Annotated in this window: 20 protein-coding genes and 1 tRNA gene; 14 read left to right on the top strand and 7 right to left on the bottom strand. The window is 72.7% G+C overall.

The window, feature by feature from the left end; genetic code table 11:
• The first annotated feature begins 13 nt into the window (after nucleotides 1-13).
• From SM611_RS19995 to SM611_RS20005, 3 genes are all read left to right on the top strand, one after another.
• A complete protein-coding gene (locus SM611_RS19995) occupies nucleotides 14-958 on the top strand; it encodes an NADP-dependent oxidoreductase (protein ID WP_371951344.1) in 945 nt (314 codons plus the stop codon).
• Nucleotides 959-1044: 86 nt separating this feature from the next.
• Nucleotides 1045-1257, top strand: coding sequence for a hypothetical protein (locus SM611_RS20000; protein WP_371951346.1), 213 nt, complete (start codon nucleotides 1045-1047; stop codon nucleotides 1255-1257).
• Between the two features lie 102 nt (nucleotides 1258-1359).
• Nucleotides 1360-1716, top strand: coding sequence for a tetratricopeptide repeat protein (locus SM611_RS20005; protein WP_371951348.1), 357 nt, complete (start codon nucleotides 1360-1362; stop codon nucleotides 1714-1716).
• A gap of 6 nt (nucleotides 1717-1722) precedes the next feature.
• Here the strand turns inward: SM611_RS20005 and SM611_RS20010 are convergent, their stop codons facing one another.
• Entirely contained in the window at nucleotides 1723-3069 is a 1347-nt protein-coding gene (locus SM611_RS20010) for a sensor histidine kinase (RefSeq protein WP_371951350.1), read from the bottom strand.
• 315 nt (nucleotides 3070-3384) lie between these two features.
• Here SM611_RS20010 and eno point away from each other — a divergent pair, with 315 nt between their 5' ends.
• From eno to SM611_RS20030, 4 genes are all read left to right on the top strand, one after another.
• Nucleotides 3385-4668, top strand: a complete 1284-nt coding sequence (gene eno / locus SM611_RS20015; RefSeq protein WP_371951351.1) for a phosphopyruvate hydratase — start codon at nucleotides 3385-3387, stop codon at nucleotides 4666-4668.
• Nucleotides 4669-4748: 80 nt separating this feature from the next.
• Nucleotides 4749-5237: an FtsB family cell division protein gene (locus SM611_RS20020; protein ID WP_371951352.1), complete on the top strand. Its 489-nt coding sequence runs from the start codon at nucleotides 4749-4751 to the stop codon at nucleotides 5235-5237.
• 18 nt (nucleotides 5238-5255) lie between these two features.
• Nucleotides 5256-5786, top strand: coding sequence for a DUF501 domain-containing protein (locus tag SM611_RS20025; protein ID WP_371951354.1), 531 nt, complete (start codon nucleotides 5256-5258; stop codon nucleotides 5784-5786).
• A complete protein-coding gene (locus SM611_RS20030) occupies nucleotides 5783-6730 on the top strand; it encodes a Ppx/GppA phosphatase family protein (protein WP_371951356.1) in 948 nt (315 codons plus the stop codon). Before SM611_RS20025 ends, SM611_RS20030 begins: the two co-directional genes overlap by 4 nt.
• Nucleotides 6731-6745: 15 nt before the next feature.
• Here the strand turns inward: SM611_RS20030 and SM611_RS20035 are convergent, their stop codons facing one another.
• The gene (locus SM611_RS20035; RefSeq protein WP_371951358.1) at nucleotides 6746-7519 is read right to left on the bottom strand and encodes a DUF2510 domain-containing protein; all 774 of its coding nucleotides are present in this window, start codon (nucleotides 7517-7519) and stop codon (nucleotides 6746-6748) included.
• A 150-nt stretch (nucleotides 7520-7669) separates the two neighbouring features.
• Between SM611_RS20035 and SM611_RS20040 the strand changes: the two genes are divergently transcribed.
• The 3 genes from SM611_RS20040 to SM611_RS20050 all read left to right on the top strand — a co-directional run bounded on the left by SM611_RS20040 (nucleotide 7670) and on the right by SM611_RS20050 (nucleotide 10350).
• Nucleotides 7670-8491 carry a uracil-DNA glycosylase gene (locus tag SM611_RS20040; RefSeq protein WP_371951360.1) on the top strand — a complete coding sequence of 274 codons (822 nt, stop codon included), beginning with the start codon at nucleotides 7670-7672 and terminating at the stop codon, nucleotides 8489-8491.
• A 316-nt stretch (nucleotides 8492-8807) separates the two neighbouring features.
• Nucleotides 8808-10112 carry an NAD(P)/FAD-dependent oxidoreductase gene (locus tag SM611_RS20045; protein WP_371951515.1) on the top strand — a complete coding sequence of 435 codons (1305 nt, stop codon included), beginning with the start codon at nucleotides 8808-8810 and terminating at the stop codon, nucleotides 10110-10112.
• 165 nt (nucleotides 10113-10277) lie between these two features.
• Nucleotides 10278-10350: transfer RNA gene (locus SM611_RS20050), tRNA-Leu, on the top strand.
• 289 nt (nucleotides 10351-10639) lie between these two features.
• Here the strand turns inward: SM611_RS20050 and SM611_RS20055 are convergent.
• From SM611_RS20055 to SM611_RS20065, 3 genes are all read right to left on the bottom strand, one after another.
• Nucleotides 10640-10867 (bottom strand): DUF4287 domain-containing protein, encoded by a 228-nt coding sequence (locus SM611_RS20055; RefSeq protein ID WP_371951362.1) that lies wholly within the window; start codon nucleotides 10865-10867, stop codon nucleotides 10640-10642.
• Between the two features lie 189 nt (nucleotides 10868-11056).
• Nucleotides 11057-12277, bottom strand: coding sequence for an acetyl-CoA C-acetyltransferase (locus tag SM611_RS20060; protein WP_371951364.1), 1221 nt, complete (start codon nucleotides 12275-12277; stop codon nucleotides 11057-11059).
• Nucleotides 12278-12534: 257 nt separating this feature from the next.
• Nucleotides 12535-13635, bottom strand: a complete 1101-nt coding sequence (locus tag SM611_RS20065; RefSeq protein WP_371951366.1) for an SGNH/GDSL hydrolase family protein — start codon at nucleotides 13633-13635, stop codon at nucleotides 12535-12537.
• 185 nt (nucleotides 13636-13820) lie between these two features.
• On the opposite strand from SM611_RS20065, the gene SM611_RS20070 reads away from it, so the two are divergent.
• Both SM611_RS20070 and SM611_RS20075 read left to right on the top strand, forming a co-directional pair.
• Entirely contained in the window at nucleotides 13821-15200 is a 1380-nt protein-coding gene (locus SM611_RS20070; protein WP_371951367.1) for a cystathionine beta-synthase, read from the top strand.
• A 74-nt stretch (nucleotides 15201-15274) separates the two neighbouring features.
• Complete coding sequence (locus tag SM611_RS20075; protein ID WP_371951368.1) at nucleotides 15275-16945, top strand: protein kinase domain-containing protein; 1671 nt, start codon at nucleotides 15275-15277, stop codon at nucleotides 16943-16945.
• A 196-nt stretch (nucleotides 16946-17141) separates the two neighbouring features.
• Here SM611_RS20075 and SM611_RS20080 read toward each other — a convergent pair whose 3' ends face one another.
• Complete coding sequence (locus SM611_RS20080; protein WP_371951369.1) at nucleotides 17142-19304, bottom strand: MMPL family transporter; 2163 nt, start codon at nucleotides 19302-19304, stop codon at nucleotides 17142-17144.
• 153 nt (nucleotides 19305-19457) lie between these two features.
• On the opposite strand from SM611_RS20080, the gene SM611_RS20085 reads away from it, so the two are divergent.
• Both SM611_RS20085 and SM611_RS20090 read left to right on the top strand, forming a co-directional pair.
• Entirely contained in the window at nucleotides 19458-20606 is a 1149-nt protein-coding gene (locus SM611_RS20085) for a cystathionine gamma-synthase (RefSeq protein WP_371951370.1), read from the top strand.
• A gap of 79 nt (nucleotides 20607-20685) precedes the next feature.
• Nucleotides 20686-21828, top strand: coding sequence for an alpha/beta hydrolase (locus SM611_RS20090; RefSeq protein ID WP_371951371.1), 1143 nt, complete (start codon nucleotides 20686-20688; stop codon nucleotides 21826-21828).
• Between the two features lie 57 nt (nucleotides 21829-21885).
• On the opposite strand, the gene SM611_RS20095 is transcribed toward SM611_RS20090, so the two are convergent.
• The gene (locus SM611_RS20095) at nucleotides 21886-22428 is read right to left on the bottom strand and encodes a hypothetical protein (RefSeq protein WP_371951372.1); all 543 of its coding nucleotides are present in this window, start codon (nucleotides 22426-22428) and stop codon (nucleotides 21886-21888) included.
• Between the last annotated feature and the right edge of the window lie 70 nt (nucleotides 22429-22498).

Genomic DNA, 22498 nt, shown 5'->3' on the forward strand with positions numbered 1-22498 from the left:
GGGGACGATCGTCATGCGAGCCATCGCCGTGTCCGAGTACGGCGCCACACCGGCGCCGATGAACCTGCCGCGGCCGGAACCGGGGCCGGGGGAGATCCTGGTGAAGCTGGTCGCGGCCGGGCTCAACCCGCTCGACTGGAAGATCGCCGACGGCATGCTCAAGGACTCCGTCGACGTTCCGTTCCCGCTGATCCTCGGCCAGGACGGCGCCGGCGTCGTGGACGAGGTCGGCGAGGACGTCACCCGGCTGCGGCACGGCGAGCAGGTCTACGGAGCCTTCCTAGACGCCGAGCGGGGCCTCGGCAGCTACGCCGAGTACGCGCTCGTCCGCGACGACGGGCCGGTCGCCCGGATGCCGGAGGGGATGATCTACACGCAGGCGGCGGCGGTGCCGACGGCGAGCACGACCGCCCTCGCCATGGTGGAGGAGGCCCGCGTCGACACCGGGCAGACCGTCCTCGTCGTCGGCGCGACCGGCGGCGTCGGGCAGAGCGCGGTGCAACTCGCGGCCCGCACCGGCGCCAAGGTCATCGCGACCGCCCGCGACGACATGGCCGGCACGATGCGCCGCCTCGGCGCGGACGAGACCGTCGACCACTCCAAGGGCGACCTCAACCGGCAGGTGCTGGCCGTCCACTCCGACGGGATCGACGCCGTCCTCGACGTGGTCAGCGACACGACCGCCGTCGAGCACATCGCGCAGATGCTGCGTCCCGGCGGGACGTACGTCAGCACCACCTGGGCGGTGAACCCGGACGCGATGCAGGCCAGGGAACTGCGCGGCGTCAACTACCAGGGCAAGCCCACGGCCGAGCTGCTGGACCGGCTCTCCGACCTCATCGACGCGGGCGCGCTCCGCGTCCGCGTCGAGCACGAGGTGCCGCTGGAGGAGGCCGCCGAAGCGCTGGCCGCCAACCGGGCGGGCGGCGCGCGCGGCAAGACCGTGCTCCGCGTCTGACCGCCGCGGCCGAGGAGTGCGGCGGGGCGATGACTGCACCCGCCCGCCGTGGGCATGGGAAACCCGTACCCGACCGGGAGGACGAGATGAACCAGCCCGAGGAAGAGCGGCGCACCCGGCTCCGTGAGATCGAGGAGTCCCTCGAACGGCTCCGCGCCGACCTCCCCGCGCCGACCGGCGACGCCGGCGATTTCGTCGACTCCGGCCAGTACCTCGCCCAGCGCGAGGAGCTGCAGGGCCAGATCGAGCAGCTCGAAGCGGAGCGCGAGACCCTCCGCGACTCCCTCGGCCTCGGCTGACCCCCTGCGGGAACGGCCTTGAAACGGGCCGAGAACGGGCCGGGAACAAACGCCGCCCGCCGCCGGTTCCGGGTTGTGTCAAGCAACCGAGGGGAGGCCGGGATGACCACCTACGAGGAGTTCGAGCGCGCGACGCTGTTCTTCGACTCCAAGGACTACGCGGGCGCGGCGCGCCTGCTCGCCCCGATCGCCGAGGAGCACCCCGGCAACCGCGCCGTCGTCGAGCTGCTGGGCCGCGCCTACTTCCACAGTGCGCAGCTCGGCCGCGCCGAGGCGACCTTCCGCCGGCTCGTGGACCTGGACCCCTGCAACGGCTGGGCCCACGAGGCGCTCGCCCGCACGCTGGAGCGGCGGGGCCGCCCGGACGAGGCGCGCCCGTTCCGCCGGCTCGCCGGGGCCATGGGCGTCGACCCGGCGCCCGGCACCGAGGTGTCCGTCACCGCCGCCGACCTGCACTGACGCGGGTCAGGAGCGGGGAAGGCGGAGGACGAATCGGGCGCCCGGACGGCCGTCCAGGCGGTCGGTCAGGATCAGCGACCCGCGATGCGCCTCGGCGATGTCCCGGGAGATGGCGAGGCCGAGGCCGGTGCCGCCCGCGTCGCGGTGCCGGCCCTCGGCCAGCCGGGTGAACCGCTCGAACACCCGCTCGCGGTCCTCGGGAGCGATGCCCGGGCCGTCGTCGATCACCTCCACGACGGCGGTCGAGGGCTGCTCCGAGCGCAGGATCATCGTCACCTCGCGCGTCGCGTGCCGGTCGGCGTTGTCGAGCAGGTTGGTCAGCAGCCGCGCCAGCTCGCTGCGTCCCCCCGGCACCGTCACCGAACCCTCGGACAGGACGGTCACCTGGGTGCGGCGCGGGCGGCGCAGCACCTCCTCGTCCGCCAGCTCGGTCAGGTCCACCGGCTCGCGCGGGAAGTTCCGGTCGGCCTCCAGACGCGCGAGCGCCAGCAGGTCGTCGACCACCGCCGACACCCGCTCGGTGTTCTCCAGCACCGCGCGGAGCATCAGCGGAAGGTCGACGTCGCCCGGCGCCGCCTGCGCCAGTTCCACCTCCATCCGCAGTGCGGTGAGCGGGCTGCGCAGCTCGTGGGACACGTCGGAGACGAACGCCTGCTGCCGCGCGACCGCCCGCTCCAGCCGGTCGAGGGTCGCGTTCACGCTCTCGGCGAGCTGCCCCACCTCGTCCCTGCGGTCCGGCACGGGCACGCGGCGCTGCAGGTCCGTGGCGGTGATCTCGTCCATCTCCCGGCGGATCTGGTTCACCGGACGCAGCGTCCGGTCCGCCGCCAGCCACGTCCCGTAGCCGACCAGGCCGGTGATGAACGGGATGGTCAGCGCGAGCAGCGCCGCCGTCATCGGACGGGGCAGCAGTCCCGGCTCCGGGCTCATCGAGATGACGAAGAGCGAGTCCGGCCCGATGCCCACCTGGTACTCGAGCGCCATGAAGCAGTCGCCTCCCGGTAGCCCGGCATCGCAGACCGTGCCGCGGCGGCGGATCTCGTGCCGCGGCGGCGGAGGGAAGTCCACCGCGGGGAGTCCCTGCAGCGCGGGCGTGGCCGCGATCACCCGCCGCCGGCGGTCGATGACCTGGATCCGGTCCTCCGGGGCCCCCGCCAGGGGGTTCCTCAGCCGTCCGGTCTGGATGAGGAACGTGGCCCTGTTCACCTGGCGGCTCAGGATGTCCTTGGTTCTGTCCACCTCGTTCTGCCTGATCAGGACGAGCAGGGCCACCCACAGCCCGGCCGACAGCACCAGGGCCAGCAGGACGGACGCCAGCGTGACCCGGGTCCGGATCTGCGGATGCCGGAGCACCGCTCGCCAGATCCAGCCGGTCAGGCCCGTGGACGGCCGACGGAACCGGACGCGTATGGCGACCTCCCGGGTAGGTTCCTGCCAGTACCTGAGAATCCTTACCTGAACGGGGCAAACGCCACCGTCGCGGACGGGTAAAACCCGGTCATGCGGCGTCCACGCCCGCCCCCGCCGGACGGCCCGTCCGCGATCGCGGCACGCCTCCGGGCACCGCGCACGCCCCTCCACGGCGAGCCAGTTGGTCGGCGCGGGGGCGGCGCGGATAGGCTCGGTGATCGCACCAGACCGACCATCCGCATCCTCAGGGGGTTCCCCGTGTCGTCGATCGAGGCCGTACTCGCCCGGGAGATCCTGGACTCCCGCGGCAATCCGACCGTCGAGGTCGAGGTCCTGCTCGCCGATGGGACCGAGGCGCACGCCGCCGTGCCGAGCGGCGCCTCCACAGGCCAGTTCGAGGCGGTGGAGCTGAGGGACGGCGGTGAGCGCTACGGCGGCAAGGGCGTCCGCAACGCGGTCAAGGCCGTCAACGAGACCATCGACGAGAAGCTCGTCGGCTACCCGGCGTCCGACCAGCGGCTGATCGACCAGCTCCTCGTCGACCTGGACGGCACCCCCGCCAAGTCCGCGCTCGGCGCGAACGCGATCCTCGGCGTCAGCCTCGCCGTCGCGAAGGCCGCCGCCGACTCCGCGGGCCTGCCGCTGTTCCGCTACGTCGGCGGCCCGAACGCGCACCTGCTGCCCGTCCCGATGATGAACATCCTGAACGGCGGCGCGCACGCCGACACCAACGTCGACATCCAGGAGTTCATGATCGCGCCGATCGGCGCGTCCACCTTCGCCGAGGCGCTGCGCTGGGGCGCCGAGACCTACCACGCGCTGAAGTCGGTGCTGAAGTCCAAGGGCCTGAACACCGGGCTCGGCGACGAGGGCGGCTTCGCCCCCGACCTGCCGAGCAACCGGGACGCGCTCGACCTCATCCTGGAGGCCGTCCGCAAGGCCGGCTTCACCCCCGGCCGCGACATCGCGCTCGCCCTCGACGTCGCCGCCACCGAGTTCCACGCCGACGGCCAGTACGCGTTCGAGGGCACCAAGCGGTCCGCCGACGACATGGCCGCGTACTACGGCGAGCTGCTGAGCGGCTACCCGCTCGTCTCCATCGAGGACCCGCTCGACGAAGAGGACTGGGCCGGCTGGGAGGGCCTCACCGCCGCCGTCGGCGACCGCGTCCAGCTCGTCGGCGACGACCTGTTCGTCACCAACCCCGAGCGGCTCGGCCGCGGCATCAAGTCCGGCGCCGCCAACGCCCTGCTGGTGAAGGTCAACCAGATCGGCACGCTCAGCGAGACCCTCGACGCCGTCTCGCTCGCGCAGACCAGCGGCTACCGATGCATGATGAGCCACCGGTCCGGCGAGACCGAGGACACCACCATCGCCGACCTCGCCGTGGCGACGAACTGCGGCCAGATCAAGACCGGCGCCCCGGCCCGCAGCGACCGCGTCGCCAAGTACAACCAGCTGCTGCGCATCGAGGAGCTGCTGGACGACGCCGCGCGCTACGCCGGCGCCGCCGCGTTCCCGCGCTTCGACGCGCGGGGTTGAGCAGCGGCCGGTGACCCGGCGGCGGGGCCCGCGTCCCGGCCGCCGGGCCCGGGCGGCCGAGCCGGAGGGCAGGGGACGCTATGGCACGAGGCGCTGACCGCGACGACCATGACGACCAGGACGACCAGGACGACCAGGACGACCGCGACGACCGCGACGACCGGGGCGGGCCCGACGCGGGCGCCGGGCGCCGCGGCAACCCGGCGCTGACCAGCCGTGCCGCCATCCTCGCGGTCGTGGTGTGCGCGATCGCGCTGAGCCTCGCCTACCCTGTCCGCGAGTACATCGCCCAGCGCAAGGAGATCGCCGACTTGCGGCACAAGGAGGCGCTGGCCCGCCGGCAGGTCGACGAACTCGCGCGACGCAAGCAGCAACTGGGTGATAAGTCGTACATTGAGCGTGAGGCCACGCGAAGGCTTCACTACTGTCGTCCTGACGTAAAGTGCTACATCGTGCTGGACGGCAGCGGGGGTGAGGGCCGGCAGGCGCGCCGGGGCGGACCGCCGAGCAGGCCGCCCTGGTACGAGACCCTGTGGCGGTCGGTGGAGGCCGCCGACCGGCCGCGCTGACTCGCGGGGTGGGGACAGATGATCGAAGCAGGTGACACGGCCGCCGTCGCGGCCCAGCTCGGGCGGGAGCCGCGCGGCGTGCGCGCGGTCGCGAGCCGCTGCCCGTGCGGGCGGCCCGCGGTGATCGAGACCGCACCGCGGCTCCCCGACGGGACGCCGTTCCCCACGCTGTTCTACCTGACCTGCCCGAAGGCCGCCTCCGCCATCGGGACGCTGGAGGGCAGCGGCATCATGCGGGACATGCAGGCGAGGCTCGCCGAGGACCCGTCCCTCAGGACGGAGTACGCCGCCGCCCACGAGGACTACCTGCGCCGCCGCGACGAGGCCGCCCACGAGGACGGCGTCGAACCGCTGCCCGCCGGCACGCAGAGCGCGGGCGGCATGCCCGAACGCGTGAAATGCCTGCACGCCCTGATCGCGCACGAGCTGGCGGTGCCCGGCGCGAACCCGTTCGGCCGCGAGGCGCTGGAGGCGCTGCCCGAATGGTGGCGCAACGGGCCCTGCGTCCAGCCGGGCGACGTTCCGACCGACCCGGAGGAGGACGCGTGACGCGGGTCGCCGCCATCGACTGCGGGACGAACTCGGTCCGCCTGCTGATCGCCGACATCGTGCCCGGCGAGGGCGGCGGCCGGCTGACCGACGTCGAGCGCCGGATGGAGATCGTCCGGCTGGGCGAGGGCGTCGACGAGTCCGGGCGGCTCTCGCCCGCCGCGCTGGAGCGGACCTTCACCGCGATGCGCGGCTACGCCGAGCTGATCGAGCGGCACGGCGGCGGTGCCGGGCACGGCCCGATCAAGACGCGGGTGGTGGCGACCAGCGCCACCCGCGACGCCGCGAACCGGGCCGACTTCGTCAGCGGCGTCGTCGACATCTTCGGCGTCGTCCCCGAGGTGATCAGCGGGGACGAGGAGGCCGAGCTGTCGTTCCTCGGCGCCACCCGCGAGCTGGCGGAACTGCGCCCCGCCCGTCCCTACCTCGTGGTCGACATCGGCGGCGGCTCCACCGAGTTCGTGCTCGGCAGCTCCACCGCCGACGCGTCCCGCTCCATCGACATCGGCTGCGTGCGGATGACCGAGCGGCACCTGAAGGACGACCCGCCCTCCCCGCAGCAGATCTCCGGCGCCGCCGCCGACATCGACGCCGCGCTCGCCGTCGTCCGGGAACGGGTCCCCGTCGACGAGGCGCGCACGCTCGTCGGCCTCGCCGGGTCCGTCACCACCGTCGCCGGGATCGCCCTCGACCTGCCGGAGTACGACCCGTCCCGCATCCACCTGTCGCGCATCACCGCCACGCAGGTGCACGAGGTGACGCGCCGGCTGCTGCACGCCACCCGCGCCGAGCGGGCGGAGTTCGGCGTCATGCACCCGGGCCGTGTCGACGTGATCGGCGCGGGCGCGCTCATCCTCGACCGGATCATGCGGGAGTACGGGTTCGGCGCCGTCGTCGTCAGTGAGCACGACATCCTGGACGGCATCGCCTGGTCGCTGCTGTGAGCCCGGTGCGGCCGCTCAGTGTTTGAGCTGCGCCAGTAGCGCGGGGATCAGCACCGCGTTCGGGTTCTGCTGCGGGACGTAGAGGATCGGCGAGCTGCTGCTGGCCTGCTGGATCCAGACCCGGCCCCGGTCGACGACCGCGCCGGAGATCGACGACCAGCTCAGCGACACCCGGTTGCCGCGCACGCCGCCCGGATGGACGGTCAGGCCCTGCGCCACGTCGACGGAGTCGCCGGACCGGACGCGTCCGGCCAGCTCGGTGACCAGCCGCTGCTCGGCGTGGTCCTGGCAGAGCCGGATGAGCCGCCCCCAGACGTGCTCGGGCTCGCGGTCCCGGCCCGGGACGGCGTCCGGCTCGATCACCACCTCGACGCGCGGGCCGCCGCGGAACGGGAACCGGCCCGCCTGGAAGATCCACTGCGTGCCGGGGCGGTGGCCGGAACCGGCCGCGCGCTCCGCCGCCCAGTACGCCACCCACTCCACCTGCGGCCAGGTGAGCGACGCGTTCCCGAAGGCGACGCCCTGCTCGTCGGCGTACAGGTGCACGCCGCGCAGGTTCAGGTCCAGGCACTGGACGGACGGGGCGTGCTCCCACGTCGCCCGCCGCGCGTGCGGGGCGGCGTAGGCGGTCCCGGCCACCTCGCGCGCTGGCGGGGCCTCCGGCCGCGGCGGACGCAGCCGCGGCGGCCGGTCCGGCTCGGGGTTGAGGCGCTCGGTCCAGATCCTGCCGTCCCACCAGCGCAGGCTCCCGGTGCCGTACGGATCGGGGTACCAGCCCGGTTGCGACACTCCTGCCTCCCGCTTCGCACGATGGCGGCGCCGGACACCCGCCTCCCCGACCGGCGAACGCATCGTACCGACCGGACCCGCTCCGCACCCGTTATGGGCGGAACCCGGCCACCGCCGCCCGAGCCGCCCAGGCGTGGGACGATCGATGGTATGCCGACCGCCAACGCCCCGTTCGTGCCGCCCGGATCCGGGTGGCCGGAGGACCCCGCCACGCCCGGCACCCCCGTCGCCCACGGCGCCGGCGAGGTCGTCGAGCTGGCCGCGAAGGCGCCCGACCTGGACGAGCTGTGCGCCCGCCAGTCGGTGTGCCGCGCGTGCGACCGGCTCGTGGCGTGGCGGGAGAAGGTGGCCGTCCAGCGGCGCCGCGCGTTCGCGGACGAGGAGTACTGGGGCCGGCCCGTCGCCGGCTGGGGCGACCCGGAGCCGCGCGTACTGATCGTCGGGCTGGCCCCGGCGGCGCACGGCGGCAACCGCACCGGGCGCATCTTCACCGGCGACCGGTCGGGCGACTGGCTGTTCGCGGCCCTGTACCGGGTGGGTCTGGCGTCCCGGCCGACCAGCGTGCGCGCGGGCGACGGGCAGCGGCTCATCGGCGCGCGGATGGCGGCGACCGTCCGGTGCGCGCCGCCCGACAACAAGCCGACGCCGCTGGAGCGCACGACCTGCCTGCCGTGGCTGGCCCGCGAGGTCGAGATGGTCGCGCCGAACGTCCGCTGCGTCCTGTGCCTCGGCGGGTTCGCCTGGCAGGGTGTGTGGCCGGCGCTCAAGCAGGCCGGGTACGGGGTGCCGCGGCCGCGGCCGAAGTTCGGCCACGGCGCGGAGGTGGAGCTGGTGCCGCCGCCTTCCGCGGCCCGGCGCGATCCCGTCCTGCTGCTGGGCTGCTACCACCCGAGCCAGCAGAACACCTTCACCGGCCGCGTCACCGAGGACATGCTCGACACCGTCCTCACCCGCGCCCGCGACTACCGCTAGCGGGCGCGGGCCCGCCGTGAACACGAGCGACGGCGGGGCAGGGCCTGGCCAAGCGGCCCCGCGGCGGTGACCGGCCCCCCGTCCCGGTCGGCCTCCCGCGGCCGCTTGGCGCCCCCGTCCGGCCCTGTCCCCGCCGTCTCTGGTGATGCATCCGGTGAGATGCCGGAAGAGGCTATGAAGTTCGCATGCCGGGCATGCGGGTATCGCTCCGGACATGCCTTCTACATCGGTTCGGACGAGCGGCCCTCCGGACACCTCGGCGCGAGACGGGGGATCCGCGAAGCAGATCGTCATCGTCGGCGGGGGGTACGTCGGCATGTACACGGCGCTGCGCCTGCAGCGGAGGCTCCGCCGCGAGATGCGCCGGGGCGAGGTCGCCGTCACCGTCATCGACCCGCAGTCCTACATGACCTACCAGCCGTTCCTTCCCGAGGCGGCCGCCGGGAACCTGGAACCGCGGCACGTCGTCGCGCCGCTGCGCAAGGTCCTCGGCCGCTGCCGGATCGTGAACGGATTCGTGACCCGGATCGACAACGCGTCCAGACGGGTCACCGTCTGCCCGGCCGGGACGCGGACCGACGGCGTCGTCGCGCGCGACATCGAGTACGACATGCTCGTCGTCGCGGCCGGCTCCATCTCGCGCACGCTCCCCATCCCCGGGCTCGCCGAATGCGGGATCGGCTTCAAGACCGTCGAAGAGGCGATCTTCCTGCGCAACCACGTCCTGCACCAGCTCGACATCGCCGCCGCCAACCCCGACGACGAGCAGGTCAGGAAGCGCGCGCTGACGTTCGTGTTCGTCGGGGCCGGGTTCGCGGGGGTCGAGGCCATGGCCGAACTGGAGGACATGGCGCGGGACGCGTGCAAGTGGTACCCGACCATCGACGCCCGCGACATGCGCTGGATGATGGTCGAGGCGACCGACCGCATCCTCCCCGAAGTGGGCCCCGAGATGGGCCGCTGGACCGCCGAGGCCCTGCGCCGGCGCGGCATCGAGGTCAAGATGAAGACGCTGCTGAAGTCCGCCGAGAAACGGCACATCGTGCTCAGCGACGGCGAGGAGTTCGACGCCGGCACCCTCGTCTGGACGGCCGGCGTGAAACCCCACCCCGTCCTCCAGGCCAGCGACCTCCCGCTGGACGACAAGGGACGCCTCAAGACCACCGCCGAACTGACCGTCGAAGGACTGGAGCACGTGTACGCAGCCGGCGACAACGCCGCCGTCCCCGACCTCAGCGGCAAGGGCGAGTTCACCGCGCCCAACGCCCAGCACGCCGTCCGGCAGGCCAAGAGGCTCGGCGACAACATCGCGGCCGACGTGCGCGGCAAGCCCAGGAAACCGTACCGGCACGCCTACGTCGGCTCCGTGGCGAGCCTCGGCCTGCACAAGGGCGTCGCCAACGTCTACGGTGTCCAGCTGCGCGGCCTCCCCGCGTGGTTCATGCACCGCACCTACCACCTGTCGCGGATGCCGACCGTCAACCGCAAGTTCCGGATCACCATGGATTGGACGCTCGCGTTCTTCTTCCAGCGGGAAATCGTCTCGCTGGCCGAGCTGGAACGGCCGCGCGAGGAATTCGAGCTCGCCGCCGGCCGGGCCACCGAGAACGTGACCACCTGACCGCGTCCGCCGAGGTGAGGCCCGGTCGCGCCGCCGCCCAGGGCCCGCGGCGCGGGCGCTCGCCGCTTCTTGACTCGCGCTGTGAAACTGGCCGAACCCGGCCGTGTACCCCAACCCCGTGAAAGGACGCGCCGTTGCCGGGCCCTGACTCGATATGATGACGCCGCCCCTGTAGCCCAATGGCAGAGGCAGGCTCCCTAAAAGAGCCATTGTGTCGGTTCGAGTCCGACCAGGGGCACTGGACCGCCGCTACTCGCCGATCTTCGGATCGGCTTCGCGGTGATGTGTTGGCCCAGGGGGCGACCCCTTGGAACCCCCGGGGCGAGGGCGTCGGCCTCGCGGGCAGGGGCGTGGTCATGCAGGGGCGGGGCCGCGGTGGGGTGGTCGCGATGATCAGCCCCGCGCCGGGGCGGTGCGGGGCTGATCCGTGCGGGATCTCTGCGCCAGGGTCGTGGCGTCACGGCGGCACGACTGCGGGGGTGTCCGTTGGCGGGATCCCACCGGGTCCGTAGGAGTTCGCTCGCCTCTCAGTAGTGGCGCGCGCGGCGCGTGCGCTCGTGTTCGCGCACCAGCGCGGCGGCGTAGCCGTGCGAGAGGTTGTGCTCGTCGGCCAGCCACGAGCTGCGTTCCTCGCAGCGGGTGAACGAGGGACCGTTCTCGATGGTGGTGAACCACTCGGGGATGTCACGTCCTGTGACGTGCGGAATGCGGGCGATCAGCTTGCTGTGCGTCTCCGGCGAGTGGTTCAGTGACAATTGGCACCTCCAGGTCGCGGGGCTCTTCCTGCTGACTCTGCAACAACTTTTCGCAGGTGACAAGACCCTAACGGGGACCTATCTTTTGCGTTACGTAGATCATTTATAGCGGAGATATTCCCCGGAAACGCGCCGGTGGCCCGCACGGCGCCGCCGGAGCGGTGCCGCGCGGGCCACCGGGCCCGATTCTCAGGAGAGGCGCTCCAGGATCATCGCCATGCCCTGGCCGCCGCCCACGCACATGGTCTCCAGACCGAACTGCTTGTCGTGGAACGTGAGCCCGTTGATGAGCGTGGAGGTGATGCGGGCGCCGGTCATCCCGAACGGGTGGCCGACCGCGATCGCGCCGCCGTTCACGTTCAGCTTGTCGTGGTCGATGCCGAGGTCCTCGGCGGACGGCAGCACCTGCGCCGCGAACGCCTCGTTGATCTCGACGAGGTCGATGTCGTCGATCGTCATGCCGGCCTTCGCGAGCGCCTTGCGGGACGCGTCCACCGGGCCGAGGCCCATGATCTCGGGGGACAGCCCGGTGACGCCCGTCGACACGATCCGGGCCAGCGGGGTGATGCCGAGCTCGGCGGCCTTGGTGTCGCTCATGACGACGACCGCGGCGGCGCCGTCGTTCAGCGGGCAGCAGTTGCCCGCGGTGACCGTCCCGTCCGGCCGGAACACCGGCTGGAGCTGGGAGACCTTCTCGTAGGTCGTGCCGGGGCGGGGACCGTCGTCCTTGGCGACGACGGCGCCGTCCGGCAGCGTCACCGGGGTGATGTCCTTCTCCCAGAAGCCGTTGGCGAGGGCCTTCTCGGCGAGGTTCTGCGAGCGGACGCCGAACTCGTCCTGCGCCTGGCGGGACACCCCGCGCATCCCGGCGACGTTCTCGGCCGTCTGGCCCATCGCGATGTAGATGTCGGGGAGGGTGTCGTCCTCGCGCGGGTCGTGCCACACCGGCGCGCCGCCCTCGCCCGCCTTCGCGGTGCGGGCCTGCGCGTCGGCGAACAGCGGGTTCTGCGTGTCGGGCAGGCCGTCGCTGCTGCCCTTGGCGAACCGGCTGACGGTCTCGACGCCGGCCGAGACGATCACGTCGGCCTCGCCGGCCTTGATCGCGTGCAGCGCCATCCGGGTCGTCTGGAGCGAGGACGAGCAGTACCGCGTGATCGTGGCGCCCGGCACGTTGTCCCAGCCCAGCAGGACGGACACGACGCGGGCCATGTTGTAGCCCTGCTCGCCGCCGGGCAGCCCGCAGCCGAGCAGCAGGTCGTCGATCTGGTCCGGGCCGAGCTGCGGGACCTTCCCCATCGCCGCGGTGATCATCTGCGCGGTGAGGTCGTCGGGCCGGATGTCCTTCAGCGAGCCCTTGAAGGCGCGGCCGATGGGCGAGCGCGCGGTTGCGACGATGACTGCCTCGGGCATAGGGATCTCCTGTCTGAGCGGCCGGAACGGTGTCAACTTACTCACCGGTCACCCGGCCAATCTAACCGCTGGTCGCCGCCCCGTACACGGCGGCCCCCGGTTTATGGGACGGCCAGTCCAATAAGCGCTGACTTACTCGCGGGGCGGATCCCGGTCCCGTGGCGACGGCTGCCCCGCGTGCGCGGGCCGGCCGACGGATGCGGCGAGCCGCCCGGGTCCCGTCTCACGGTGACCGGACGGGCCCCGGTCCCGCACGCTCATCCGCCGTGCTCGCCCGCGGGGAGGCGGGCCCTCCGCGAGCGCGTCCGCAGCCGGTCCCGGGCCTGCGTGACGCCGGTCGCGCAGCGGGCCGCGAGGCGGGCCGGGGCGACGGCGACGATCGCCGCGACGCCCGTGGACACCCGGCGCCAGGGCCGGGGCAGCGGGTACCGCAGGGTGGCCCAGCGGCCGCGGGGGCCGCGGTCGTCGCCCGCGACGGACGCCCCGCTGACCTCGGTTCCGGCCTTCTCGGCGGCCTCGGCGGCGGCCTCGGAAACCGGACGGGCGGTCTCGGCGGGCGACTCCGGCTCCAGGCCCAGGGCGGCCGCCGCCGACGGCAGGAGGGCGGCGGCCGCGGCGGCGTAGCCGCGGGCGGACGGGTGGTAGCGGTCCTCGCTGAACATCGAGAGCGGATCGGCGGCGAACTCGTGGCCGAGCAGGTCGCCGAGGGAGACCGAGCGGGCGCCGTACTCGACGACGGCGATGGTCTGCGCGGCGGCGAGCTGGCGGCAGGCGCGCCGCGCGAACCACCGCAGCGGCTGCATCAGCGGCTTCACCGAGCCGAGGTCGGGGCAGGTGCCGACGACCACCTGGCCGCCCGCGGCGCGCAGCCGGCGGGCGGCGTCGCCGAGGTGGCGGACGGACTCGGCGGCGGGGACCCGCCCGGTCACGTCGTTCGCGCCGATCATGATGACGGCGAGGTCGGGGCGGGTCTGCAGGGCCTGGTCGACCTGCCCGCCGAGGGCCTGCGACCGGGAGCCGGAGCGGGCCACGTTCGTCAGCCGGACCGGGCGGCCGGCGACTGCGGCGAGCCCGGTGGCGAGGAGCGCGGCGGGCGTCTCCTCCGGGGTGTGGACGCCGAGCCCGGCGGCGGTCGAGTCGCCCAGCATGACCAGCGACAGCGGCGCGCCGCCGAGCGACTCGCCGTAGAGGCCGTCCGCCACGGGCGGGTCGCCGTAGGGCGTCGCCTGGATGATGCGGCGGGCCAGCCTCACCTCCGCCACGATGAGGGCGAACGTGATGCCGCCGAGGGCGGTGATGCCCCCGCCGCCGTAGGCCGCGGTCGCCGCGATGCGGCGCGCCGTGAATGCTCTCAACATGTCGCGTTGACCCTCCGTGATCAACTTCCTACCCACCGGTAGAGCCATTGATGCCTGCGGGGGCCGATCTCGGCTAACGTCGGAAACGGGAAACCTTCCGGACCCGCGTCCGTTCCCGTGCGTTACCGGCGGCGGAACGAGGGCGCGACTCACAGATCAACACACTGAACGACAAGGATGTCGCGGTGCACGTACACGACTCGCTCGTCGAACTGATGGGCAACACCCCGCTCGTTCTACTGCGCAAGGTGACCGAGGGCCTGCGGCCGCAGGTGCTCGCCAAGGTGGAGTACTTCAACCCCGGCGGGTCGGTGAAGGACCGCATCGCGGTCCGCATGATCGACGCGGCGGAGAAGACCGGCGAGCTGCGGCCGGGCGGCACGATCGTCGAGCCGACGTCCGGCAACACCGGGGTGGGGCTCGCCATCGTGGCGCAGGAGCGCGGCTACCGCTGCGTCTTCGTCTGCCCCGACAAGGTCGGCAAGGACAAGATCGACGTGCTGCGCGCGTACGGCGCCGAGGTCGTCGTCTGCCCGACCGCGGTCAACCCCGAGCACCCCGACTCCTACTACTCGGTCTCCGACCGGCTCGCCGCCGAGATCCCCGGCGCGTGGAAGCCGAACCAGTACACCAACCCGCAGAACCCGCTGTCGCACTACGAGACGACGGGTCCCGAGCTGTGGGAGCAGACCGAGGGCCGCATCACGCACTTCGTCGCGGGCATCGGCACCGGCGGCACGATCAGCGGCACCGGCCGGTATCTCAAGGAGGTCTCCGGCGGACGGGTCCAGGTCATCGGCGCCGACCCGGAGGGCTCGGTGTACTCGGGCGGCTCGGGCCGCCCCTACCTGACCGAGGGCGTCGGCGAGGACATCTGGCCCGAGACCTACGACCGAGACATCTGCGACGACGTCATCGCGGTGTCCGACAAGGACTCCTTCACCATGACCCGGCGGCTCGCGCGCGAGGAGGCGCTGCTCGTCGGCGGGTCCTGCGGGATGGCCGTGGTCGCGGCGCTGCGCGTCGCCGAGAAGGCCGGCCCGGACGCGGTGGTCGTGGTGCTGCTGCCGGACGGCGGCCGCGGCTACCTCGGCAAGATTTTCAACGACGGCTGGATGGCCGACTACGGCTTCCTCACCCCGAGCACCGAGGAGGCCCGGGTCGGCGAGGTGCTCACCCGCAAGGGCGGGACGCTGCCGGAGTTCGTGCACGTCCACCCGCACGAGACCGTGCAGACCGCGATCGCCATCATGCGCGAGTACGAGGTGTCGCAGGTCCCGGTGATGAAGGAGGAGCCGCCGGTCATGGCGGCCGAGGTGGTCGGCTCCGTCGGCGAGACCGACCTGCTCGACATCATGGTGAAGGGCGAGGCCAAGATGTCGGAGCCGGTCGAGCTGCACATGTCGCCGCCGCTCCCGACGCTCGGCTACGGCGAGCCGGTGAGCAAGGCCGTCGGCGTGCTGGAGAAGTCCGGCGCTGCGGTCGTCCTCGTGGACGGCAAGCCGAAGGGCCTCGTCACCCGCCAGGACCTCCTGTCCTTCCTGGCCGCGTCCACGACCGGCTGACCCGCCGCCTGTCCGGATGCGGTCGCGGCGTCCGGGGGCTGGCACCGGCCGCGCCGGCCCGTCAAGATCGTCTTGTGACCGAACAGCTGATTCTGGCGGGACGGTACCGGCTCGAGACCCCGCTCGGCCGGGGCGGGATGGGCGAGGTGTGGCGCGCCCGCGACGAGCGGCTCGGCCGCGCCGTCGCGGTCAAGCTGCTGCTCGCCCCGCCCGGCGGGGACGGCCGGGTCGACCCGGCCGCCGCGGCGCGGTTCCACCGCGAGGCGCGGATCGCGGCCGGCCTGCGGCATCCCGGGATCGCGGCCGTGCACGACTTCGGCGAGGACGGCGGCCGCCTCTACCTGGTCATCGAGCTGGTCGACGGCCGCGACCTGAACGCCGTCGTGCGGGACCACCCCGGCGGCCTGCCGCACGAGCGGGCGTCGCTGCTCGCCGCGCGGATCGCCGCCGCGCTGGAGGCCGCGCACGAGCGGGGCGTCGTGCACCGCGACATCAAGCCCGCGAACGTGATGGCGGACGCCCGCGACGAGATCACGGTGCTGGACTTCGGCATCGCCCGCTACGCCGACGCCGTCACCGACCTGACGGGCGGCGCCGCCATCGGCACCCCCGCCTTCATGGCGCCCGAGCAGTTCGGCGGGCGGGCACAGGTCGACGCGCGCGCCGACCTGTACTCGCTCGGCGCGCTCCTGCACGTGCTGCTCACCGGCGCGCCGCCGTACGCGGCGGACAGCATGCCGTCGCTGCTGCACGCGATCATGACGGATCCGCCGCCGAGCGTCCGGGAGCGCCGCCCGGACGTCCCCGAGGCCCTGGACGCGCTGGTCCGCGAACTGCTCGCCAAGGACCCCGCGGACCGTCCGGCCGACGCCGCCGAGGTCATCGCCCGCCTCACCGGCGCGTCCGCGCGTCCGCGTCGGGGCGCCGCCACCCAGGTCGCCGCGCCGCCGCCCGAGCAGGCCGGGGCGGCGAGCACCAGGCCGCCGAACACGAAGGCGCCGAACACGAAGGCGCCGAACACGAAGGCGCCGAACACGAAGGCGCCGAACACGAAGGCGCCGAGCACGAAGGCGCCGAGCACGAAGGCGCCGAGCACGAAGGCGCCGAGCACGAAGGCGCCGAGCACGAAGGCGCCGAGCACGAAGGCGCCGAGCACGAAGGCGCCGAGCACGAAGGCGCCGAACACGAAGGCGCCGAGCACCGGGGCGCCGAGCAGCGGGCGCGGCGGGGGCCGCCAGGCGCTCCGCCGGGTCGCCTACGGCGGCGCAGCGGTCGCCGCGGTGGTCCTGGCCAACCCGGGCCACCTGGTCTTCGAAGGCGGGGCGTTCGACGAGGCGCCGCAATGCCGTGCGATGACGCCCGGCGACCTCGCCGCCGTCACCCCCTCCATCGGCGGGGACGGCGAGGCGCGGATGTGCCAGTGGGAGGTCACCCAGGGGCAGAACAAGTGGACCTTCACGGTGCGGGCCCTCCGCGGCACCCCGGGCGTGCTCAAGTCCGGCCCCCGCCGCGCGGCCGACACGGTGCGCGAGGCAGGGGAGCGGACGGGCGCCTCGGGAATCGCGCTGGGCGACGGCGGGCTCGTGTTCGGCGACGAGGACACCGGCCGGACGTTCCTCTTCCGCGTCAGCAACCTCGTCGCGCGGCTGGAGGTCGGCCTGTACGGGCAGGAGAAGCCCGAGATCGACCCCACCGCACGCAAGATCGCGGAACAGCTGGCCGACCGGCTGCGGGACCTGGCCTGACCCAGGCGAAAGCGCCGGAGACCTGAGGAGGTCTCCGGCGCTCCGCGCTTCTTCGTGGGGACGACCCCCCACACCCCGGAGGGGGCGCATGACGCCCTCGCTTCGCTCGGCGTCATGCGGTTGCGGTGCCGGGTTGCGGAGCCGGCCGGTGGGCGGCGTTTCGGGCCGTACTCCGCAACCCGGCGTCTAGGGGGCCCTACTGGCGGAACCCGGACGGGACGTAGTCCTCCCGCGTGTCGGCGGGGCCGACCGGCTTCTTCTTCGGCTCGTCGCCGTGCCCCGGCCACCAGGCCTTGTGGCCCAGCATCGCGGTGATGCCCGGCACGAGGAACGTCGACATCACGAACGCCGACAGCGCGATGCCGATGGCGACGGAGAAGCCCATCTGCTTGAGCATCGAGACCGGCGCGAGCATCATCACCGAGAACGTGCCGGCCAGGATGAGGCCCGCCGCGGCGACGGTCGGGCCGCCGTGCTGGACGGCCAGCGCCGCGGCCGTGCGCGGGTCGTTGCCCTCCTTGGCCTCCTCCCGCAGCCGCGCGGTCATCAGGATGTTGTAGTCGGTCCCGATGGCCAGCACGAACAGGTAGAGGATGATCGGCAACTGGAAGGTGACGCCCGGTTCGCCCATCCCGCCCTGGAAGACGTACACCGCGGAGCCGAGCGTCGCGGCGAAGCCCAGCAGGACGGCGACGACCAGGTAGAGCGGGGCGACGACCGAGCGGAGCAGCAGGGCCAGGATCACCGCGATCAGCACCGCCGCCACCGGCAGGATCACCGACAGGTCGCGGTTGTTGACCGCGTTGATGTCGGAGAAGATCGCCGTCGAACCGCCGACGTAGGCGCGGGTGCCCTCCGGCGCCGCCTTGTGCACGGCCGGCGCCAGCTCGTCCTTGACCAGGCTGATCGCCTTGTTGGACATGGGGTTGGTCTTCAGCACCAGGTCCACCCGGGCCACGGACTTGTCCTGGCCGGGGATGGGCTGCTGCACCGTGCCGACGCCGGGCGCGGTCTTGGCCGCCTGGCTGAAGGACGCGAGCTGCTCCTGGGTGACCGGCTGCCCGTTCTCGGACTTGATGAACACCTGCACCGGGGTGGTCAGGCCGGGCGGGAAGCCCTTCTCCATATCCTTCGTCGCCTGGGCGGACTCGGTGTCCTGCGGGAAGCCGGCGGCGAAGTCGTAGTCGGCCTTGAACCCGAGGGCGCCGAGCGCCAGCACGACCAGCACGAGCCCGGACGCGGCGGCGGCGATCGCCGGGCGCTTGCCGACGCCGCGGCCGATGGCCGTGGAGATCGAGCCCTTCGGCTGCTTCTTCCACGCCTTGGACGGCCAGAACACGGCGGTGCCGAGCAGCGACACGAGTGCCGGCATCAGCGTCAGCGAGGTGATGCCCATGACGATGACGGCGATGGCGAGGGACGGCCCCCAGGCGCTGAACACGCCGAACGTCGCGAGCAGCAGCACCAGGAACGTGACCGCGATGGCGGCGGCGGCCGAGGAGATGACCTCGCCGACCCGCTCCACCGCGGTGATCATCGCGGTCTTCTTGTCGTCGCCGGCCCGCAGCCGCTCCCGGAACCGGAACATCAGGAACAGGTAGTAGTCCGCGCCGATGCCGAAGAGCACGATCAGGATGATGGTGCTGAGGCTGTCGTCGCCGGAGAACCCGAAGATCTTCGAGGCGACGCCGATCAGGCCCATCGCGACCTGCATCGTCACCGTGATCACGATGATCGGCAGCAGCGCCGCCAGCGGGGCCCGGAAGATCAGCAGGATGAGGCCGATGATCAGCACGAAGGTGGCGATGCCGACGATCTCGAAGGACTTGTTGAAGGAGTCCTCGTTGTCGACGAAGCTCGCGACGTCACCGCCGACCTTGGCCTCCAGCCCGCTGCCGTTCAGCAGGCCGGGCAGGTCCTTGCGGATCTCCTTGACCGCGTCGCCCTGCTTCTCGTTGTCGGCCATCGAGGTGCCCTGCATCGGCACCATGATCACCTGGACGGCCTTGTTCGGCGCGACCGTCTGCGGGCCGGTCAGGAAGTTCAGGACCGTCTTGGGCTTGTCGGCGTTCAGGGACTTGGCGGCCTCGGTCACCTTGGCGGTGTCCTCGGCCGTCAGCTGCTTCCCGTCGGTCCGCTTCACGACGATCAGCGAGGAGGTGTCCTCCTGCTGCGGGAACGCCTTCTCGGCGATCTCCATCGCCTGGACCGACTCGTACTTCGAGGGCAGGAAGTCGCCCTGGTCGGACTCGGTGGTGAGCTTGGGAGAGAAGGCGATGATCACGACCGCGGCCACGAGCCAGGCGACGATCGTCCACCACGGGTGTCTCACGACGAAGCGCGCGAGCCGAGCGAACATGGGGCTTCCTTAATCAAGGTCGTAGGGGTACCTGTAGAACGGTAGAGATCCCTGGAGCCTTTGGGGTCACCCCCAGCGCCGAAATGGCGGATGATACCTCCGGGGGAGTGCCTCCTCCTCTAGGAGGGGTGGTCGGTGGATAGCCTCGTACCCATGGACAACGAGGTTCAGCACGGGTTCGAGACCCTGGCCATCCACGCCGGGCAGGAACCCGATCCCGCCACCGGCGCGGTCGTCACGCCGATCTACCAGGTCTCCACCTACAAGCAGGACGGCGTCGGCGGTCTGCGCGGCGGCTACGAGTACTCCCGGTCGGCCAACCCGACACGTACCGCGCTGGAAGTATGCCTGGCCGAGATAGAGGGCGGCGCACGCGGTCTCGCGTTCGCGTCGGGGCTCGCCGCCGAGGACGCGCTGCTGCGCGCGGTCTGCCGGCCGGGCGACCACGTGATCGTCCCGGACGACGCGTACGGCGGCACCTACCGGCTGTTCGCGAAGGTCGCCCAGCCCTGGGGCGTCGAGTTCGACCCGGTGCCGCTCGGCGACATCGCCGCGGTGCGGGCCGCGGTGCGTCCCGAAACGAAGATCATCTGGGTGGAGACGCCGACGAACCCGCTGCTCGGCATCGCCGACATCGCGGCGCTCGCCGCCGTCGCGCACGACGCGGGCGCGCTGCTCGCCGTCGACAACACCTTCGCCTCCCCGTACCTGCAGCGCCCGCTGGATCTCGGCGCGGACGCGGTCGTCCACTCGACCACCAAGTACATCGGCGGGCACTCCGACGTCGTCGGCGGCGCGCTCGTCGTGTCGGACGCGGCGCTGGGCGAGCGGCTCGCGTTCCACCAGAACGCCATGGGCGCCGTCGCCGGCCCGTTCGACTCCTGGCTCACCCTGCGCGGGATCAAGACCCTCGGCGTCCGGATGGACCGGCACTGCGCGAACGCCGAGCGGATCGTGGAGATGCTGACGCGGCACCCGGCCGTCCGGCAGGTCCTCTATCCGGGGCTGCCGGGCCACCCCGGCCACGACGTCGCCGCCAAGCAGATGCGGGCGTTCGGCGGCATGGTCTCGTTCCGGATGGGGTCGGAGGAGGCCGCCGTCCGGGTGTGCGAGCGGACGAAGCTGTTCACGCTGGGCGAGTCGCTCGGCGGCGTCGAGTCGCTGATCGAGCACCCGGGCCGGATGACGCACGCCTCAGCCGCGGGGTCGCCGCTGGAGGTGCCCTCCGACCTGGTGCGACTGTCGGTGGGCATCGAGGACGTGACCGATCTGCGGCGCGATCTGGAACAAGCGCTTAGCTGAGAACTGGCTGACCATTCCCGCCCCATGTTGATCAAAACATCTATACTCAGCGCGCCAGGTTCGTAAAGGAGGGCCCGGGGTGCGCAAAGTACTGGTCTGTGGGGCGGCGTTCGCCGCGACGTGTGTCTCCGCCGTGGCGATCCCGGGGGGCGCCCAGGCGAACGCCCCGGTGCCGACACCGTCCGCGACCGTCCCGTCGGTGAACCCGACGGGAGACCCCGGGACGACCGGACCCTCCGGGGGCCCCGAGACCGGGGCCCCCGGCTCGGAGTCGCCGTCGGCGTCGTCCACCACCCTGCCCGAGAACGGGACGGGCGCGCCGGACGGCGAGCCCGACGGCACCGTCACCGCCCAGGCGGTCATGGTCACCCCGGAGCTGCCGAAGTTCCGTACCTACGCCTACGGCAAGGCCGCCGCGCAGAAGATCGACGCGTACTGGCGCGACACCGGGCCCCGCGCCACGCCGCGGCCGGTCGTCCTGATCCTGCACGGCGGCTACTGGCTGCAGGGTGACAAGGGCGGCGGCTGGAAGTACTTCGCGCGGCGGCTGACCGAGGAGGGGTTCGTCGTCATGTCGGCGAACTACCGGCTCGCGCCGCGGGCGCACTGGCCGGCGCAGCGCGACGACTCGATGTCCGCGCTCGCCTTCGTCAAGAAGTACGCCCGGGTGTGGAACGCCGACCCGGCGCGCGTCGCCGTGATCGGCTCGTCCGCCGGCGGGCAGCTCGCCACCCAGCTCGGCACGCTCGGCACGGGCACCGACCAGGTCCAGGGCGTGGTCGCGCTGTCGCCGCCCAACAACCCGTACCTCGCCTACCAGGACGGCGCGAAGCCCGGCGCCACCCCGAGCCAGCGCAAGCTGCGGCGGGCCGTGGCCGGGCTCATGAACTGCGAGCCCGGCGCGCGGACCGGCACCGAGCCCGAGGCGGGCGCCGAAATCGGTACGGGCGCGGACTGCTGGCCCCGGCTGGACGACGCCAGCACCGTCACGCACGTCTCGCCCGGCGACGCGCCGATGCTGTTCATGCACGCCACCGGCGACTTCGTCCCGGTCGCGCAGAGCACCGGGCTCGCGGGCGCGCTGCGCGCGGCGGGTGTCGACACCACGGTCAAGACGGTGGAGGGCCACCTGCACGCCGCGCAGCTGCTCACCGACGAGAACACCTACCCGACGATCGTGAGCTGGCTGAAGAACCGGCTGAAGCCGGGATCGGCCGAGTAGCCGGGCCGGGGGCGGCCGAGCGGCCGCGCCGGCCGCGCCCGCCGGACGGGACGCGGGTCAGCCGTTCCAGACCATCAGCACGAGGATCACCAGCCAGAGCAGCGCGACGACGCCGGAGATGGCGGCCAGCCGGCCGCGCTCCACCTGCGCTATCTCGCCGCCCGCGACGGTGGCGGTCGCTGCGGGAACCGGGGCGGGGGTCTCCGGCTTCTCCTCGCCGTCCGCAGCCTCGCCCGCGTCCGGACGGGCCGGCGCCGCCGCGCGGGCCTCCTCCGCCGCCGCGAGCTCCAGCAGGTGCGCCGCCTTCCGCTGGTCGCGCTCCACGATCAGCAGCAGTGCCAGCGCGACGATGAACAGCGTCATCGACACCGTCAGCCACGCCTGCGCGAAGTCGCCCTCGGCCAGCCCGAGCCCGAACAGGAAGATGCCGAGCGCGGCCAGCCCGTAGACGCGGGTGGTCCAGTTCAGGAACCGGACCACGGCGACGTTCCGCTTCCTGATGTACCGGGGGGTGGACATGGTCGCGGCGGTCAGCGGCCCCAGCGTGAAGATCGCGAAGCCGATGTGCAGGATCAGCAGGATGCGATCGGAAGTCGACATGCAGCCGACCCTAGCCCTTCCGGGGCGTTCTGCGGGTGTGCGGCGAGGCCGTCCTCACACGGTGGACCGC

It is taken from the genome of Actinomadura monticuli, from assembly GCF_041463655.1.
Taxonomy (GTDB): domain Bacteria; phylum Actinomycetota; class Actinomycetes; order Streptosporangiales; family Streptosporangiaceae; genus Spirillospora; species Spirillospora monticuli.